Source organism: Mycobacterium sp. IS-2888, from assembly GCF_001954215.1.
Lineage (GTDB): Bacteria > Actinomycetota > Actinomycetes > Mycobacteriales > Mycobacteriaceae > Mycobacterium.
This window is the reverse complement of sequence record NZ_MBET01000064.1, coordinates 1-15,096: the sequence shown is the minus strand read 5'-3', so window position 1 is coordinate 15,096 and position 15,096 is coordinate 1. Positions and strand designations below refer to the sequence as shown.

13 protein-coding genes and 1 pseudogene are annotated in these 15,096 nt (G+C 66.6%); 6 read left to right on the top strand and 8 right to left on the bottom strand.

Translation table 11 applies throughout. The features are described 5' to 3' along the window. The first annotated feature begins 48 nt into the window (after positions 1–48). The 3 genes from A5745_RS10645 (at position 49) to A5745_RS10635 (ending at position 3,683) form a co-directional block, all read left to right on the top strand. Entirely contained in the window at positions 49–1,377 is a 1,329-nt protein-coding gene (locus tag A5745_RS10645) for a sensor histidine kinase KdpD (protein WP_076116001.1), read from the top strand. Positions 1,378–1,632: 255 nt separating this feature from the next. Then, positions 1,633–3,210, top strand: coding sequence for a SulP family inorganic anion transporter (locus tag A5745_RS10640; protein ID WP_076116000.1), 1,578 nt, complete (start codon positions 1,633–1,635; stop codon positions 3,208–3,210). Positions 3,211–3,242: 32 nt separating this feature from the next. Further along, complete coding sequence (locus A5745_RS10635) at positions 3,243–3,683, top strand: nitroreductase family deazaflavin-dependent oxidoreductase (RefSeq protein ID WP_076115999.1); 441 nt, start codon at positions 3,243–3,245, stop codon at positions 3,681–3,683. A gap of 25 nt (positions 3,684–3,708) precedes the next feature. Here the strand turns inward: A5745_RS10635 and A5745_RS10630 are convergent, their stop codons facing one another. The 5 genes from A5745_RS10630 to A5745_RS10610 all read right to left on the bottom strand — a co-directional run bounded on the left by A5745_RS10630 (position 3,709) and on the right by A5745_RS10610 (position 9,214). Continuing rightward, complete coding sequence (locus A5745_RS10630; RefSeq protein ID WP_240562964.1) at positions 3,709–4,089, bottom strand: hypothetical protein; 381 nt, start codon at positions 4,087–4,089, stop codon at positions 3,709–3,711. 25 nt (positions 4,090–4,114) lie between these two features. Next, positions 4,115–5,485 carry an SRPBCC family protein gene (locus A5745_RS10625; RefSeq protein ID WP_076058820.1) on the bottom strand — a complete coding sequence of 457 codons (1,371 nt, stop codon included), beginning with the start codon at positions 5,483–5,485 and terminating at the stop codon, positions 4,115–4,117. Between the two features lie 10 nt (positions 5,486–5,495). After that, the gene (locus A5745_RS10620; protein WP_076058768.1) at positions 5,496–7,256 is read right to left on the bottom strand and encodes an amidohydrolase family protein; all 1,761 of its coding nucleotides are present in this window, start codon (positions 7,254–7,256) and stop codon (positions 5,496–5,498) included. Between the two features lie 107 nt (positions 7,257–7,363). After that, entirely contained in the window at positions 7,364–8,500 is a 1,137-nt protein-coding gene (locus tag A5745_RS10615; RefSeq protein WP_076115998.1) for a phosphotransferase, read from the bottom strand. 93 nt (positions 8,501–8,593) lie between these two features. Further along, entirely contained in the window at positions 8,594–9,214 is a 621-nt protein-coding gene (locus A5745_RS10610) for a TetR/AcrR family transcriptional regulator (RefSeq protein WP_076116033.1), read from the bottom strand. A 311-nt stretch (positions 9,215–9,525) separates the two neighbouring features. Between A5745_RS10610 and A5745_RS10605 the strand changes: the two genes are divergently transcribed. The 3 genes from A5745_RS10605 to A5745_RS10595 all read left to right on the top strand — a co-directional run bounded on the left by A5745_RS10605 (position 9,526) and on the right by A5745_RS10595 (position 12,249). Beyond that, the gene (locus A5745_RS10605; RefSeq protein ID WP_305800054.1) at positions 9,526–10,656 is read left to right on the top strand and encodes a catalase family peroxidase; all 1,131 of its coding nucleotides are present in this window, start codon (positions 9,526–9,528) and stop codon (positions 10,654–10,656) included. Beyond that, entirely contained in the window at positions 10,653–11,246 is a 594-nt protein-coding gene (locus tag A5745_RS10600) for a cytochrome b (RefSeq protein ID WP_076115997.1), read from the top strand. Before A5745_RS10605 ends, A5745_RS10600 begins: the two co-directional genes overlap by 4 nt. Before the next feature lie 109 nt (positions 11,247–11,355). Then, on the top strand, positions 11,356–12,249 hold the full coding sequence (locus A5745_RS10595) for a fructose bisphosphate aldolase (protein ID WP_076115996.1): 894 nt from the start codon (positions 11,356–11,358) through the stop codon (positions 12,247–12,249). A gap of 4 nt (positions 12,250–12,253) precedes the next feature. Here A5745_RS10595 and A5745_RS10590 read toward each other — a convergent pair whose 3' ends face one another. From A5745_RS10590 to A5745_RS10580, 3 genes and pseudogenes are all read right to left on the bottom strand, one after another. Then, positions 12,254–13,426: a sulfotransferase gene (locus A5745_RS10590; protein WP_076115995.1), complete on the bottom strand. Its 1,173-nt coding sequence runs from the start codon at positions 13,424–13,426 to the stop codon at positions 12,254–12,256. Continuing rightward, positions 13,423–14,526, bottom strand: a complete 1,104-nt coding sequence (locus A5745_RS10585; protein WP_076115994.1) for a DUF1214 domain-containing protein — start codon at positions 14,524–14,526, stop codon at positions 13,423–13,425. The genes A5745_RS10590 and A5745_RS10585 overlap by 4 nt, the downstream gene beginning before the upstream one ends. Positions 14,527–14,579: 53 nt before the next feature. Beyond that, positions 14,580–14,939, bottom strand: a pseudogene (locus A5745_RS10580) (TetR-like C-terminal domain-containing protein); the annotation flags it as partial. Positions 14,940–15,096 lie beyond the last annotated feature (157 nt).

Below are 15,096 nucleotides of genomic sequence, written 5' to 3'. Positions count from 1 at the left end.
CAATAGAGGGAGCCTGATATTCGCGTGTTTCGTCATATACGGCTCCCGATGCGCGTGCTGTCGCTGCGCACGATCGTCATCGTGGCCGCACTATCGGTGATGACCCTCGTCGTCCTCCTGGGCCTGTGGGTGTGGATCGGCGTCACGAACGACCAGTACAGCCAGCTCGACCGTCGCCTGGATTCGGTCACCAGCCTGGGTGATATCAATTCGATGCTCAACAGCGCGCAGCTCACCAATCCCGATCGGCCCATGCCGGATGGCAACCTGGTGCGCACCGCGCGCATCGGGGATACGACGGTCTCGGTGCCGGGCAATATCGTCCTGCCCCAACTCCCGAACGGCTACGCCAACACGACCATCAACGGCGTGCAATACCGGGTCCGCACGTTCACCGCGGGCCCGGCATCGATCGCGCTGGCGGCGCCGCTGGCCGAGGCTCAACATCGGATCGACGAACTGCACCTGCGGGTGTTGTTGATCTGTTCCGGCGTCATCGGCGGGACGATCCTTGTCGGCTGGGTGATCTCGTTGATCATGGTCAATCCGTTTCTGCTGCTGGCCCAACAGGCCCGCGCCATCAATGCCCAGTCCAGCCCCGACGAGGTTCAGGTCCGCGGTGTGCGGGAGGCCGTGGAGATCGCCGAAGCGGTAGAGGGCATGCTGGCCCGCATCGGCAACGAGCAGCAGCGCACGAAGGCGGCGCTCGAATCCGCTCGCGATTTCGCCGCCGTCGCCTCCCACGAATTGCGCACTCCGCTGACCGCCATGCGCACCAACCTCGAGGTGCTGTCGACGTTGGAGTTGGGCGCCGAGCAGCGCAAAGAGGTGATCAGCGACGTCATACGCACCCAGAGCCGGATCGAGGCCACCCTGACGGCGCTCGAACGACTGGCCCAGGGCGATCTGACCACCGTCGATGACTTCGTTCCCTTCGACATCACCGAGCTACTGGATCGTGCCGCGCACGACGCGTTGCGCGTCTACCCGGGCTTGCAGGTATCGCTGGTGCCCTCGCCCACGGTCTTGATGGTGGGGTTGCCCACGGGCCTGCGGCTGGTGATCGACAACGCCATCGCCAACGCCGTCAAGCACGGTAGTGCCACCGAAATCCGGCTCAACGTAACGAGTTCCGGCGACGGCGTGGAAATCGCCATCGACGACAATGGCACCGGCATTCCCGAAGAGGAGCGCGCCGCGGTCTTCGAACGCTTCTCCCGCGGGTCGACGGCGTCGCGCTCGGGGTCCGGATTGGGCCTGGCGCTGGTCGCCCAGCAGGCCGAATTGCATGGCGGCAAGGCGTCTTTGCACGCCAGTCCGTTGGGGGGGACAAGACTTCTCGTAACGTTGGCGGGCGACGGGCGGGGGCCAGCCTGAAGCGAATGCGCTTCGGGCGCAATGGTTACGCCTATGTAACAGCGCATTTGAGCGCGGCGAGTTACCGCAAATAGACGAATCAAAAGATTTGCATTCGCTATGCGCACGGCTTGCCGAGTTGCCGCCCGCGCGGCTTGGCGCCTACTTTCGAACCCGGGAGCAAGCACGTTTTAGTGCAAGCCCATGAACTCTACGCGCCGGTGTAATCACAAGTGCGCCAGGCATTTACAGTGCGGTTTACGCAAGGAAGGACCGATGCAGCACACGACCAAGATCGCCCAACAGGCCGTCGCGGGCGAACCCTTAGGACGCCGGCTGAGACAGATTGTCCGCTACGACCTGCCCTCGTCGCTGGTGGTCTTCCTGGTAGCGCTGCCGCTGTCATTGGGTATCGCAATCGCTTCGAACGCGCCGGTACTGGCCGGCTTGATCGCCGCGATAGTAGGGGGAATCGTTGCCGGTGCTATCGGCGGGTCCGCGCTACAGGTCAGCGGTCCAGCCGCCGGGCTGACGGTGATCGTCGCCGACCTGATCGCTGAGTTCGGCTGGGGCGTCACGTGTTTGATCACCGCGGCGGCCGGGGCCTTGCAGGTGTTGTTGGGGCTCAGCCGCGTTGCGCGCGCCGCGCTCGCGATCTCGCCGGTTGTCGTGCACGCGATGCTGGCCGGTATCGGAATCACGATCGCGCTGCAACAAACGCACGTGCTACTCGGCGGCGAATCCAAAAGCTCGGCGTGGGCCAACGTCAGTGGCCTACCATCGCAGATTCTCGGTGCGCACCGGCCGGGCGTCGTTCTGGGCGTACTCGTGATCGCAATTCTGATCGCATGGCGTTGGGCTCCACCCCGACTGGCCCGAATCCCCGGGCCCCTGGTCGCCATCGTGACGGTGACCATTGTGTCGGTGGTTTTTCCGTTTGACGTGCCCCGTATCGAACTCGAGGGTTCGGTCCTGGAGGCGTTGCAACTCCCGACACTGCCTCACGGAAACTGGGGAGCCGTCGCAATCGGCGTCATCACCGTCACGCTCATCACCAGTGTGCAGAGCCTGCTCACCGCCGTTTCGATCGACAGGATGCACAATGGGCCGCGCACCGACTTCGACCGCGAGCTGATCGGTCAGGGCGCGGCGAACGTGGTGTCGGGCGCCATCGGCGGCCTCGCTATCGCAGGGGTCATCGTCCGTAGCGCGGCCAACGTCAACGCGGGCGCGAAGACCCGCGCCTCGACGATCCTGCACGGAGTCTGGGTCCTCCTGTTCGCCTTGCCGTTCGCGGAGTTGGTCGAGCAGATTCCCACGGCGGCGCTGGCCGGCTTGCTCATCGTCATCGGGATCGAGCTGCTCAAGCCCGCGCACGTCGAGAACGCCCTTCGCAGCGGCGACATCGCCGTCTACGTCGTGACCGCCGCGTGCGTCGTGTTTCTGAATCTGTTGCACGGTGTGCTGATCGGGCTCATCGTGGCCATCGTCCTAACCGGTTGGCGGGTGATACGGGCGCGAGTGGAGGCCGAGCCGGTGGGTGAAGAGTGGCGCGTGACCATCGAGGGAGCATGCACGTTCCTGACGCTGCCGCGGCTGACCGGTGTGCTGGCGTCCGTTCCCGAGCGCACCACGGTCACCGTCCATCTGTTGGTCAACTATCTCGATCACGCTGCGCATCAGGCCATTTCCGACTGGCAGCGACAGCATCACGCCACGGGCGGAACGGTCCAGATCGACGGTGAGGTCGCAACGGGCCGGCGCGCTCATCGGATGCCGGGCACGTCAACGAAGCGTGGCCGCGACGGCATCCACCTGAGCTTGGTGGAGCAGGACAAGTGTCAGCTACCTTGACATGTATCAGCCTGGTTGATACGAATGGAGCGATGTCTGATCAGAAACCACCCGCCTGGCTCAAGCCAATGAACAAGGTCATGATCGCCATGCACAAGGTCGGCATCGCCACCGGACCGGTACGCGTGCTGACGGTGCCCGGCCGCAAATCGGGTGAGCCGCGCAGTACGCCGGCGACCCCGTTCACGCTGCATGACGGCCTCTACGTCGTCGGTGGATACCCGAACGCGGACTGGGTGCTCAATGCCCGCGCCGCCGGCGCAGGGACCGTCACCCGCGGCCGTCGCGCGCAGCGCGTCAGCTTCGTCGAACTCAACGCGGAGCAGGCTCGCCCGGTATTGCGCGCGTTTCCGGACAAGGTACCGAGGGGTGTCGGCTTCTTTAAACGCGCGGGGCTGGTCGAACAGGGAACCGCCGACGAGTTCGAGGCCCTCGCGGGCCGCTGCGCGGTCTTCAGACTCGAGCCAAAGTAATTCCGGTGCGGGCGTTTTCCCCGCCTTACAGCGGCGTGGCCTGTTGGGCCAGGTTCAGCAAGACGTAGGCAACGCAGAAAAGGAAGTTCAATACGACCAGAACCAAGCCCGCGAACAGCAGCGAGCGCGTGCCGTGTCGTTGCAGCCGCTTCAGTTTTGCGGCCCGCGTTTGACGATTCAGCTGTGAAGCGATCAAGGCAAATCTGACATCGGCCACTTCCTCGTCCGAGCCGGGCATGCCTGCCAGCATCTGCTGCAGCCGGTCCGGCTGCGTCCTGACACCCACCTGCGCGAAGCGCTTGCACAGCCGCCGCGCCCCCCTGCGGCCGACAATCTGATACTGCATCTCTAGCCGATGTGATAGCCGCCCCCACTCGCCACCGCACGGGTTCGACGGGATCGCCACAGCCGGATTGTAATTCGCTCGGGGGCTATTTCGTAGGCTCCGCGCCAATTACTTCGCCGCGATCCGCGGACGTGGGCCCGCCGATTCGGTCTGCCTCGGGTAGGTCGAGGTAGCGCTCGAGGTTGCGATGCATGTTGATCACTCGCCGCTCCTCGCCGGAGAGCACCAAGTGGGTGAAGCCGGGTTGGTGCATGCCGCGCTGCAAGCCCGGCAGCACGCGGATGTCCTGCGTTAGGACCAGGCCGGGCTCGGCCTCCCCGGCGCTCATGCGGACGTCCGTCGGCTTGTTGCGCGCCGCGCCGGGCGGCATCCGCGTCATCAAGAACATGACGAACTCGCCATGGTCGGGGTCCGGCCCTGGGCGCGAGCACATGATGGTCAGGTGGTCGGCGTTGGCCAGCAGCGTCATGTTGGGGAACACGTTGTACTGGTGCAGCCGAGTGATCCGGTCGGTGTCGGCCCAGTCGAGGTCGACCCCGCGGGATGCCGCGAACGCCCGTGTGCGTGCCGCGATCAGGTCCTGCACCGTCTGTCCGGGCTGGAGTTCATCGGCGGGGAATGGCGTGCCTTCGGCCGCGCCCATGAGCGCACCCTGCGTGTAAACGTAGGCGTCCCAAACCTCTTCATCGCTCAATGCGCCGTCGAAGCGCGGGCTTTGCACACCGTAGGGCTGATCGGACTTGCCGGTGTGACCCCAGATCTGCTGCGGCGCATGGATGTCGTCGACGCAGCGCAGCAGTTCGGGATGCAGCGTCTGAATATGGTAGGTCTCGCTGTAGCCGTCGGCGATCGTCTTCCAGTTGGCGTCGACCTCGACGGTGAGGGTGGCATAGCAGCGGAAGTCGCCCAGATTGCACCACGCGATGTCGTCGGGCACCGACTCCAGGTAGTCGAGCAGCGGCATCGCGTTGACGTCGAGGTTGACGAAGACGAGGCCCTCCCAGGTATCGACCCTGGCCGGTATCAACGGGAAGTCCGACATGCGCAGCGCGCCGAATCCCTTGCGGTTGGGCACCCGCTTGAGCGTGCCGGCGAGGTCCCACGTCCAGCCGTGATAGCCGCACTTCAGCTCGCGCAGTCCGGAACCCGAGCCGGCGCAGATCGAGTTGCCGCGATGGCGACAGACGTTCTGGAAGGCGCGCAGCACGCCGTCGTCACCGTGGACGATCAGCACGCCGTAGGGCCCGCAGCGGTACTCGAAATAGTCGCCCGGCTCCGCGACATGGTCGAGCATGCAGGCGACCTGCCAGACTTTCGGCCACATCCGCTCGATCTCGAGCGCGGCGAACGCCGGAGAGTAGTAGCGCTCGGCCGGCACCAGGGTAGGGCCTGCCGGCGGGACGCCGATCGCATCCTCGTCGCGGGTGCGGGCCGGGTTGCCGGCGGCCACTTTCATGCGCCGGACCCTAACGCGCTCCCCGAACCAGGCGACCCGGACGGGCGCCCGTGTCGACATCGTGGCGCCGGGTCACCGTCCCGCTGACGATCGTCGCCGCATATCCGCTCGCGCCCTGCAGGATCCGATGCCCGCCCGCGGGCAGGTCGAAGGCCATCGCCGCGGGGTGCAACCTCAGCGCGTCCAGGTCGATCACGTTGATGTCGGCCTTCTTGCCGGGCTCGATCGTGCCGCGATCGGTGAGCCCGAAAAGGTGTGCGGTGTCACGGGATTGCTTGCGGATCACGTATTCCAACGGCAACTTCTCGCCTCGGCTGCGGTCGCGCGCCCAATGCGTCAGCAGGAACGTGGGGTAGGAGGCGTCACAGATCATCCCGCAGTGCGCGCCGCCGTCGGAGAGTCCCAGCACCCCGGCGGGATGGAGCAGCATCTCCCGGATCGCCTCGCAGTTGCCCTCGGCGTAGTTGAACAGCGGCAGCATCAGCATCGCGGTCGCGTTCCGCTCGAGCATCAGGTCGTACAGGGTGGACAGCGGGTCCTCGCCGCGTGCCTTGGCGATCGCCGCGACGGTGCGGTCGGGGGTGGGCTCGTAGTCGGGCGGGTCGCCGAGCGCGTACAGGCGGTGCAGGGAGTGCTGCACCAGGGCGAACATGCCGTCGAACAACAGGGTCGGGTCGGCGGGCACGTCGTCCTCCGACAGGATCGCGGCCTTGACCGCGGGATCGGCCAGGCGCTGCGCGAGTTCCTCGCGGCCAAACTCGGCCTGCAGCTTGCGATAGGTGGGCCGGTGGCTGAAACCGTGATGGCCCTGGAAACCGATCATCATGCCGAACGGACGCGCCGCGACCTGTGGGTGCAACCGGCTGCCCGCGGCGTGCGCGTCCGCGGAGAGGTCCAGCATTTCGCGCCACAGTTTCGGATCGGCGTCCACCTGGATCAGGGCGAACGACACCGGCCGGTCGATCTCGGCGCCCAACCGCCGCATCCAGTCCAGTTCCTTCTTCGGGGCGACGATGTCCTCGCCCGCGGACCCCTGCGGGGCCAGCTCGAACACCGCCTGACCGCCGGCCGCCATGGCGCGGCCCAGGCCGAACAGTTCTTCCTCGGCCGCGAACGTTCCGGGCACCGGTTCGCCGTCCATCGCGCGGTGGCCCATCGTGCGCGACGTGGAGAAGCCCAGCGCACCGGCTTCGATCGCCTCGGTGACCAGGCGACCCATCGCCTCGATGTCGTCGGGGGTGGCCGGCTCGTTGCGGGCGCCCCGCTCGCCCATCGCGTAGGCGCGGATGGCGCCGTGGGCGACCTGGCTGCCCACGTCGATCGCGAACTTCTGCTTGCCGATCGCGTCGAGGTACTCGGGGTACGTCTCCCAGCCCCAGGTGATGCCCTCGGTCAGCGCGGTGCCGGGGATATCTTCGACGCCCTCCATCAGCTCGATCAGCCACTGCTCGCTGCCGGGCCGCACCGGCGCAAAGCCGACGCCGCAGTTGCCGGTCACAATCGTGGTGACGCCGTGGCCGCTGGACGGCTCGAGCAGGCTGTCCCAACTCACCTGGCCGTCGTAGTGGGTGTGGATGTCGACGAAGCCAGGGGCCACGACATGACCTGTCGCATCGATGGTTTCAGCGGCCTCGCCGCCCATCTCGGCGTCGCTGGATCCGCGGCGGACGACGTCGACGATCACTCCATCCTTGATGCCGATGTCGGCGCGAAACCGATCCGCGCCGGTGCCATCGACGACGGTGCCACCGGTGATCTTGAGGTCGAACACGAGACTCTCCTTGCGTTGCCGAGTGAGCTGTACGCGTATTTCGCTACTCGAAGTAGCGTAACTCCTGCGGCCGCTATGGCAATAGGTTCGGCCGAATTTCGCCTCGGCTACAGGGAACGCTTCAGCGCCGCGACGGCGTCCAGGTCGTCGAGCGCCTCGACCCCGCGCCGCAGTCCTTCCATCGCGATGCCCTCGACCTGCATTCCGCCCATTCCGGCGGTGATCAGGGGGGCGACATATCCGTACAGCGCGCCCTGGCGATATCGCAGCCACAGGTCGTCGCGGTCCAGGCCGGGCCCCCCGGCGGCCGCGAGCGCACGACGGTAGTCGTTGAGCAGCTCGCGCTGCGTCGCGCGGCGGTCTTCCGGCGTCAGGCTAGTGATCAGGGTGTAGGCCAGCTCGCGAGAGGGATGGCCGCGCCGCACCGCCTGCCAATCCAGCAGTCCCGCCTTGCCGCCGTAGAAGTACATGTTGCCCGGATGCGCGTCGCCATGCATGACCGTATGCGGGGGAGTGTCGATCACCGCGGCGACGGCGCGGTAGTTGTCGGCGATGAAGCGGCCGTTATCGACCGGGATGGCGGTGCGATCGGCGAGGCGTTTGATCGACGCGTGCATCAGCGAACCGGTCAGCAGGGACGTTACGTCGCCCGATGGCGTGTAGAGCCATCCCAGCGGGCCGCCGCCATCGCGGGGCAGGCGATGCCAGAAGGTGGCGTGCAACTCGGCCAGCAATTCGACGATGAGGCTGGCCTGGTCGGGGGAGAGCGGGTGCAACGTGTCAGGGAATTCGCACGACTCGGCCGGGAGATCTTCCAGGACCAACAGGTACCGGCCGGTCCAGGGGTCGAATGCGGCGCCGTAGCACTCGGGGACGCCGGTCAGTTCCGGCGCGAGTTGGCTGTAGAAGCGCACCTCGGTGTGTCCGAGCCTGCCGAGTTCGCCCATCAGGCGGGTGGCGACGGTCTGTGCCGCGAGCTTGACGAATACCGACTCGGGTACGTCTTTTCCGGTCAGTACCAACCGCGCCCGCGAGGACGTCCCCGCGTCGCTGCCGAGGACACGCACCGACCTGACGGTCTTTCCCATGATCTTGGACAGGACGGACGCGTCTACGTCGTCGACCGTGCGCGGCAACCCCAACCGGCCTCCGACCACGGCGTCCGCGGTCACCCGGCCCAGCCCGCGGCCCAGATGGGCGGCCAGGCCCATGGCGGAGAAGGCCTGTCCCACAGCGTGTTTCATGTCGTTCCGTCCTGATTCGGGCACCGATCAGTCGCGAGCCGACGCATCGTCAGACAAAAATAACCGAACGTCTGGACATCAGACAATACCCGATTATTGTCTGATTGGTGGAACCAGGGCGCGCACCACGAACTGCTCGACGAATTCACGTTTGTCGGCCGCCGGACGGCGCCGCCACGAGGGCGCCAGCAAAAACAACGTGGCCGTGTGCAGCCACTGGACGATCGATCGGGCCTCGAGATCGTCGTAGAGACGGCCCGCCCGCTTCCATCGAGTCAGCAACGGCTCGTAGTGCTGCAGCAGTAACTCCACGATCGGTTCGGACCCCTTCTCCAGGGCGGTGGCCACGGCGGTGCTCTCGGCCGCGAACAGCGCTTCGTTCAGCGGATTGCCATCCACCGACTCGACGCGGGCCAACACCATCTCGGGCACCGACCGAACCGGGTCGTCGGGAGCGGGCAGCGAGCGCACGAGTTCACCAAGCGCGTTGTCGATGCGCATCAGCAGCAGGCCCAGCAGGACGTCGTCGCGGCCCGGGAAGTACCGGTACACCGTCGACCGCGACACCCCGGCTTCGTCTGCCACCTCGCCCACCCGGAACTGAGTGCTGCCGCGGCGCACGATGCAGCGGCCGGCGGCGTCCAGGATGCGCCGGCGGGCCTCCTCGTCATCGAGGATCGCGCGGTCGTCGCCCCACCAGCGGCTCGGTTCCATGGCGCCGATGTTACGGGATGCGTTGTTGCTGGCCTTTCTATCGTCGAATCCCATTGCAGCGCAGGCGATTATCTGACCTAAAAGGGGATTAACGGGCCACTCCGTCGCGGACGAATTCGCCTCCTACCTTCTTCGCCGCGTGGCCGCACGGCACGATGGTGTTCGCTGCTGGCTACGGCAAGGTGAGCCCCGTTCTCGCGCGGGCAAGATGACATCTGCCTGAACTTTGTCGCGCCGAGCGCCCGCACGTTGAACGAATTCCGGCCCCGCGCCGTAGCCTCCACCGGAAAAGCACCGAAAGGATGGTGGGCATGGAACCCGGTGACCAGGAAGGCGAGCGGGACGACAACCCCGCCGAAGCCAGGCCCACCCGCCTCGGCCCGCTGACCCGGCGTAGCGCGCTGCTCGGGATGGGCGCGGTCGCCGGTATCGCCGCGGTGGACGTCGGCGGCTTTGCCTATGCAGGCGGCTGGCTGCGGCCGGGTGCGCAACTCACGCCCTCGTGGTTCGCCGATCGCTTCGAACATGTCTACGGCCACCACGATGGGTTTCGGCGCAACCATGCCAAAGGGCTTTCCGCCACAGGGTCTTTCGCGAGCACGGGCGCGGGCGCGGCCATCTGCCGGGCGGCGGTTTTCGCGCGGGGCAGCGTTCCGGTGATCGGTCGGTTTTCGCTGTCCGGCGGTCTGCCGGATCAGGCCGACAAGCCCGACACGGTCCGCGGACTGGGGCTGCTTTTCCAGACTCCCAACGGGCAGCAGTGGCGCACGGCGATGATCAACATTCCCGTTTTCGCCGACAGCACCCCGCAGGGGTTTTACGATCGGTTGCTCGCGTCCAGGCCCATGCCCGGCACCGGGAAGCCCGACCCGCAGGCGATGGCCGCATTCCTCGACCGCCACCCCGAGACCGTCGCGGCCATGAAGCTCATCAAGCAGTCACCGCCGAGCGCGGGATTCGCGGACAGCACGTTCTACGGCCTGAATGCCTTTCACTTCACCAACGGTGCGGGCGCGACCGTTCCCGTGCGCTGGTCCGCCGTTCCGCTGGAAGCCGGCGCGGCGAATCCCCCGGCGTCGTCGGTGGGAAAGGACTACCTGTTCGACGACCTCGTCGGGGCGTTGGCGCAGCGGCCATTGAAGTGGCGGCTGGTGCTCACGATCGGCGAACCCGGGGATCCGACGAACGACGCCACCAAACCGTGGCCGCAATCGCGCCGCTCCATCGATGCCGGCACCATCACCATCACCGCGGTGGCGACCGAGGAGGCGGGCAACGCCCGCGATATCAACTTCGACCCGCTGGTGTTGCCCGATGGCATCGCGGCCTCCGACGACCCGTTGCTTGCCGCAAGATCGGCGGTTTACGCGCGCTCCTTCACCCGCCGCGCCGAGGAACCCAAATCGGCCAGCGAGGTCAACGTCGCCCAGGTGCGCGCATGACCGACGAGGCCAACGAAACAACCGCCGCCCGTGGGCGTTTCGCCCTTCCCTCCCGAATCTTGCACTGGCTGATGGCGCCCATGGTCATCGCGCAGCTGCTCATCGGGGTGACCATGATCGCATCGCTGACCTACTACCCGCTGCTCCTGGCGATACACCGGCCGCTGGGGTTGCTGATCCTGATCTTCGCCGTGGTGCGCCTGGCGAACAGGCTCACCCACCGGCTGCCACCCTTCCTGGCCACCATGGGCCCCACCGAGCGCCGCATCGCGTCGTGGTCGGAGTACCTGCTCTACGCCCTGCTACTCATCCAGCCCCTGGTCGGCTGGGCCATGCTCTCGGCGGCGCGGTTTCCCGTCGGCATGGTCGGGCCGTTTCAGCTGCCCGGCATCGCGCCACACAACATCGACGTCTACGCCGTGCTTCGGCAGGCCCACAACGTCTTCGCCCTCCTGCTTTTCCTGACCTTCACCGCGCACGTCTGCGCGGTGCTGTTTCACACGCTCGTGCTGCGCGACGGGCTTCTCGATCGCATGGCGCTGTGGCCCGGCAAAAGTGCGTCGCCGGAGCAGGACGCAACCGAGGCCTGACCACCGCCTGTCCGGGCTGTGGCCGGCCGAAATATGATCGACACGATCCGAGCCCGATTGCGCACCGTGACGAAAGGGGCGCGACGACCACAAGGGAGTGGAGAATTCCATGCCGAACGAAAAGCAAGCAGACAGGATGACGTCGGGCAAGGGATTCGTCGCAGCGCTCGACCAGAGCGGTGGCTCGACGCCGAAGGCGTTGCGCCTGTATGGCATCGAGGAGGACGCCTATTCCTCCGAGGAAGAGATGTTCGACCTCATCCACCAGATGCGCTCGCGGATCATCACCTCCCCGGCGTTCACGGGTGACCGGGTGCTGGCGGCGATTCTGTTCGAGCAGACCATGGACCGCGAGATCGAGGGCAAGCCGTCGACCACCTACCTGTGGGAGACCAAGGGCGTGGTGCCGATCCTCAAGATCGACAAGGGTTTGGCCGAGGCCTCCGACGAAGTGCAGCTGATGAAGCCGATGCCGGGGTTGGACGAGCTGCTGGAGCGGGCCGCGGGCAAGGGTGTTTTCGGCACCAAAGAGCGCTCGGTGATCGGCGGCGCCAACGCCGAGGGCATTGCCGCAGTGGTCGCCCAGCAATTCGAGGTGGCCCATCAGGTGCTGTCGCACGGACTGGTGCCCATCATCGAACCCGAAGTCACCATCTCGATTGCTGACAAGGCGCAGGCCGAGGACATCTTGCGCGACGAAATCACCAAGCAGCTCGAAACCGTTCCCGACGGCCAGCGGGTGATGCTCAAGCTCAGCCTGCCCAGCGCGGTCAACCACTACCGTCCGTTGGTGGAACATCCGCGGGTGATGCGGGTGCTGGCACTGTCGGGTGGCTACTCCCGCGAGGAGGCCAACAAGCTGCTCGCGCAGAACACCGGCGTGATCGCCAGCTTCAGCCGCGCGCTGACCGAGGGCCTTACCGCCGACCAATCAGACGAGCAGTTCAACGCCACGCTGGACGCGGCCATTCAGTCGATCTACGACGCTTCGGTCGCGGGCTGATCCGCTACCGCAGCTGTTCGGTCGGCACCGCGTAGCGTTCCTGATAGGCACTCACCCGCTCGCGCACCTCGCCGGCATCCAGGCCGGTGTCCGACCAGGTGTAGCGACCCCGTCCGCCGTCCCCGGGATGGGCGGCCAGGAAGTCCCGCATCCTTTGTGCGGCATCCGGTTTCAGCTCGCGGCCCAGCCTCCGATAGATGTCGTTGATCGTGGTCCACGGGTCGTTCATGAAATCGGTGAACAGCACGTCGATCACCCGGCCGGCGGGCACCGCGCCGCCGTCGCGCAGCGTCATCCCGCGATCGAGGCCGACGACGATCTCTTCGTAGGACTGCGCCGCGCACTCGGCGATGTCGGACTCGTCGCTGCACATCCGTCGCAGGTGGTGGGTCAGCGCCGCGATCGACGAGATGACGTTGAGCGGATCGCGGTGCGTCTGCACGATCAGCGCGTCGGGATATTCGGCCAGCAGCGCATCCAACTGCCACAGATGCGCCGGCGACTTCAGCAGCCACTGCCCGGGAACGCCAGACTGCAGGTGCTGCAGGAAGATTCGATGGAAGCGGTACGCACCGGCGTAGTCGGCGTCATAGAGGAGCCAATGCGAGTAGCTCGGCAGGCGGTACTGCACCGGAAAGATCATGCTGGTGAATTCGCTCGCCGTGATCCGGACGCACTCCTGCCCGACGAGCGCGCCCATCGGGTGAAATGCGAGGAAGCCGGGAACGATCTGCTCGGAGAGCTCGATGCTGGCCTGCACCTGCGCGATGCGCGGATCGGTGTGATACGTCTCGGGCCGCGGGACCGGACAGGGCTCGTCGACCTCCCAGGTCAGTGGGGCGCGAAGCTCTGGATCCTGGGCGAGCAGGTCGTACAGGATCGTGGTTCCGGAGCGGGGTTGGCCGACGATGAAGATCGGCTGGGTGATTGGCTCGCTGGCGATCTCGGGGTGTTTTTTGCGCCAGGCGATCACGCCGAGCCGGTTCTTCAGGGCTCGCATCACATCCAGGCAGGCGATCTCGACACCTAGGTCCGAGAGCCGTGCCTCGTTGATCAGCGCGTCGGTGAGACGATCCAGCCCGGGCCGCCAGCCGTCCGCGCCGAAGTCGTCGCTGCCCGCTTCTTCGCAGGCTGCGGCGATGAGCCGGTCGGGGTCGAACTTCTCCTTTAGCGTCATGCCCGTTCCCCTTGCCGGCGCACCGTCACCGCGACGTCGGGCGGATTGGGGTTGTCGAGCCAGCGCAGCACCACGAACCCGCGATGCCGGCCACCGGTGTCGAGCCAGTGGCCAAAACCGAAGTCCTGTGCGGAGATCGCGATGCGCACGCGCCCGTCCGCGTCCGGCCGCACCCCACGGTTGGTCACCGAGCTGTGCCGGCGGCGTGGCTCCAGGCACTCATGCCACACGCTTTCCAGCGTGACGTTCCAGTACCTGGTGTCGGGTGGCGCGATGTCGAGCACGAGCGCCTCGCCGGGGTCGAGCCGAAACGTGCCCATCATGTACAGGTTGTCCGGGGTGGTGTCGGCCGCACCCAGATCGGCGGCCTCGGCCGTCAGCAGCGTGTTGGGACGCGCCAACAGCTCGGGCTTGATCGTGCGGTGCAGCGTGACGAGCTTCATCAGCGTCCATGCCATCGCGGTGAATTGCTCGGCGAGTTCGTCGTCGGTCAGCGGAGCGAGCGGACCGGGATCGAGCGCTTCGATCCGCAGGGTGGCCAGCTGCTCAGACCCGCGGTCGGCGAGATACTCCCGGACGACGACCGATGACGCGTCGTCGGGGATCTGCACCCACCGCGCGCCACCGAGATCGGACGGTTCGTCCGCCGACAGGACGAGCGCGAATTCGCCCGACGTCAGGGCCAGGTCGGTGTCGCTGATGTAGTTGGACATCCGGCGCGGGCTAAGGCCGGTGCCGGCCAGGATCTGGAATCCGAGATAGGCGCTTGTGCCCCGGGCGCCGGTGATCCGGTAGCGCCGGTCGCCGCGGATCATCGCCAGGTAGTAGTTGCCGTCGGGGTTGGGGCCGCCGATCATCCGGTTGTCCGAGCACATGTCGAAGAACGACGGCCGGTCGAGGTCGGCCTCGACCGATAGTTGCGAGCACAGCGACGACACCCGGGCGATGACCCGCAGCCCCTCGAGCAGTTCTCGCTCGGACTCGGCGTCCTGCGTCACCACCTTGGTGACGTCGGCGAGCATCTGCTGGAAGAACTGCCACGCGGCGAGCGACTTCGGGGCGAGCTGATCAGACGGCTCCGGCCCCTGATTTAGCGTCATAGCTTCATACCTAGACCATGTCTCGCGCTCGCGCTGCCGATTCGGGTGGGTTGTCAGGGCCGGCGGGCAAGAGCGTCGACGACTATCCGGGTGGTCGTTTCGGCCCGCAGCCGCGAATAAGGTTGTGCGCCAGAAAGAATCGGATACACCACTCCGCCGACGATGGCGTCGGCGGCGGAATCGGCCGTGGCCTCGTCGAGGCCGTCGGCAAGCAGCCGGTTGCGGACGCTTTCGTGCAGCGGCGAGGAGAAGCCGGCGCGCAGTTTGACAGCCGTCTCCTCATGCTCCATGCCGGCGGCGGTCAGGGTGCGCAGCATGGCCGAGCCGCGGGCCGTGGTCAGGCTTGTGACGAGTTTGCGCACCCATGCCACGAGGTCGTCGGCCAGGTCGCCGGTGTGGGAAAGCAGACGATCTATCGCTGGTGGCCCAGCCGCCCCGCGCTGGTCGCCGACGTCATGCTCGAAGACGCCGACAGGATCCTGGCGTCGGTGAACCACACCGGCGACCTGGCCGACGACCTCGTGGCATGGGTGCGCAAACTCGTCACAAGCCTGACCACGGCCCGCGGCT

Bases quoted from the DNA above. Each gene is read 5' to 3' on its own strand.
- A5745_RS10645 (WP_076116001.1), top strand. From the start codon at position 49: ATGCGCGTGCTGTCGCTGCGCACGATCGTCATCGTGGCCGCACTATCG.
- A5745_RS10600 (WP_076115997.1), top strand. From the start codon at position 10,653: ATGACCGACGAGGCCAACGAAACAACCGCCGCCCGTGGGCGTTTCGCC.
- A5745_RS10595 (WP_076115996.1), top strand. From the start codon at position 11,356: ATGCCGAACGAAAAGCAAGCAGACAGGATGACGTCGGGCAAGGGATTC.
- A5745_RS10590 (WP_076115995.1), bottom strand. From the start codon at position 13,426: ATGACGCTAAAGGAGAAGTTCGACCCCGACCGGCTCATCGCCGCAGCC.
- A5745_RS10585 (WP_076115994.1), bottom strand. From the start codon at position 14,526: ATGACGCTAAATCAGGGGCCGGAGCCGTCTGATCAGCTCGCCCCGAAG.
- A5745_RS10615 (WP_076115998.1), bottom strand. From the start codon at position 8,500: ATGAAACACGCTGTGGGACAGGCCTTCTCCGCCATGGGCCTGGCCGCC.
- A5745_RS10625 (WP_076058820.1), bottom strand. From the start codon at position 5,485: ATGAAAGTGGCCGCCGGCAACCCGGCCCGCACCCGCGACGAGGATGCG.
- A5745_RS10640 (WP_076116000.1), top strand. From the start codon at position 1,633: ATGCAGCACACGACCAAGATCGCCCAACAGGCCGTCGCGGGCGAACCC.
- A5745_RS10635 (WP_076115999.1), top strand. From the start codon at position 3,243: ATGTCTGATCAGAAACCACCCGCCTGGCTCAAGCCAATGAACAAGGTC.
- A5745_RS10610 (WP_076116033.1), bottom strand. From the start codon at position 9,214: ATGGAACCGAGCCGCTGGTGGGGCGACGACCGCGCGATCCTCGATGAC.
- A5745_RS10605 (WP_305800054.1), top strand. From the start codon at position 9,526: ATGGAACCCGGTGACCAGGAAGGCGAGCGGGACGACAACCCCGCCGAA.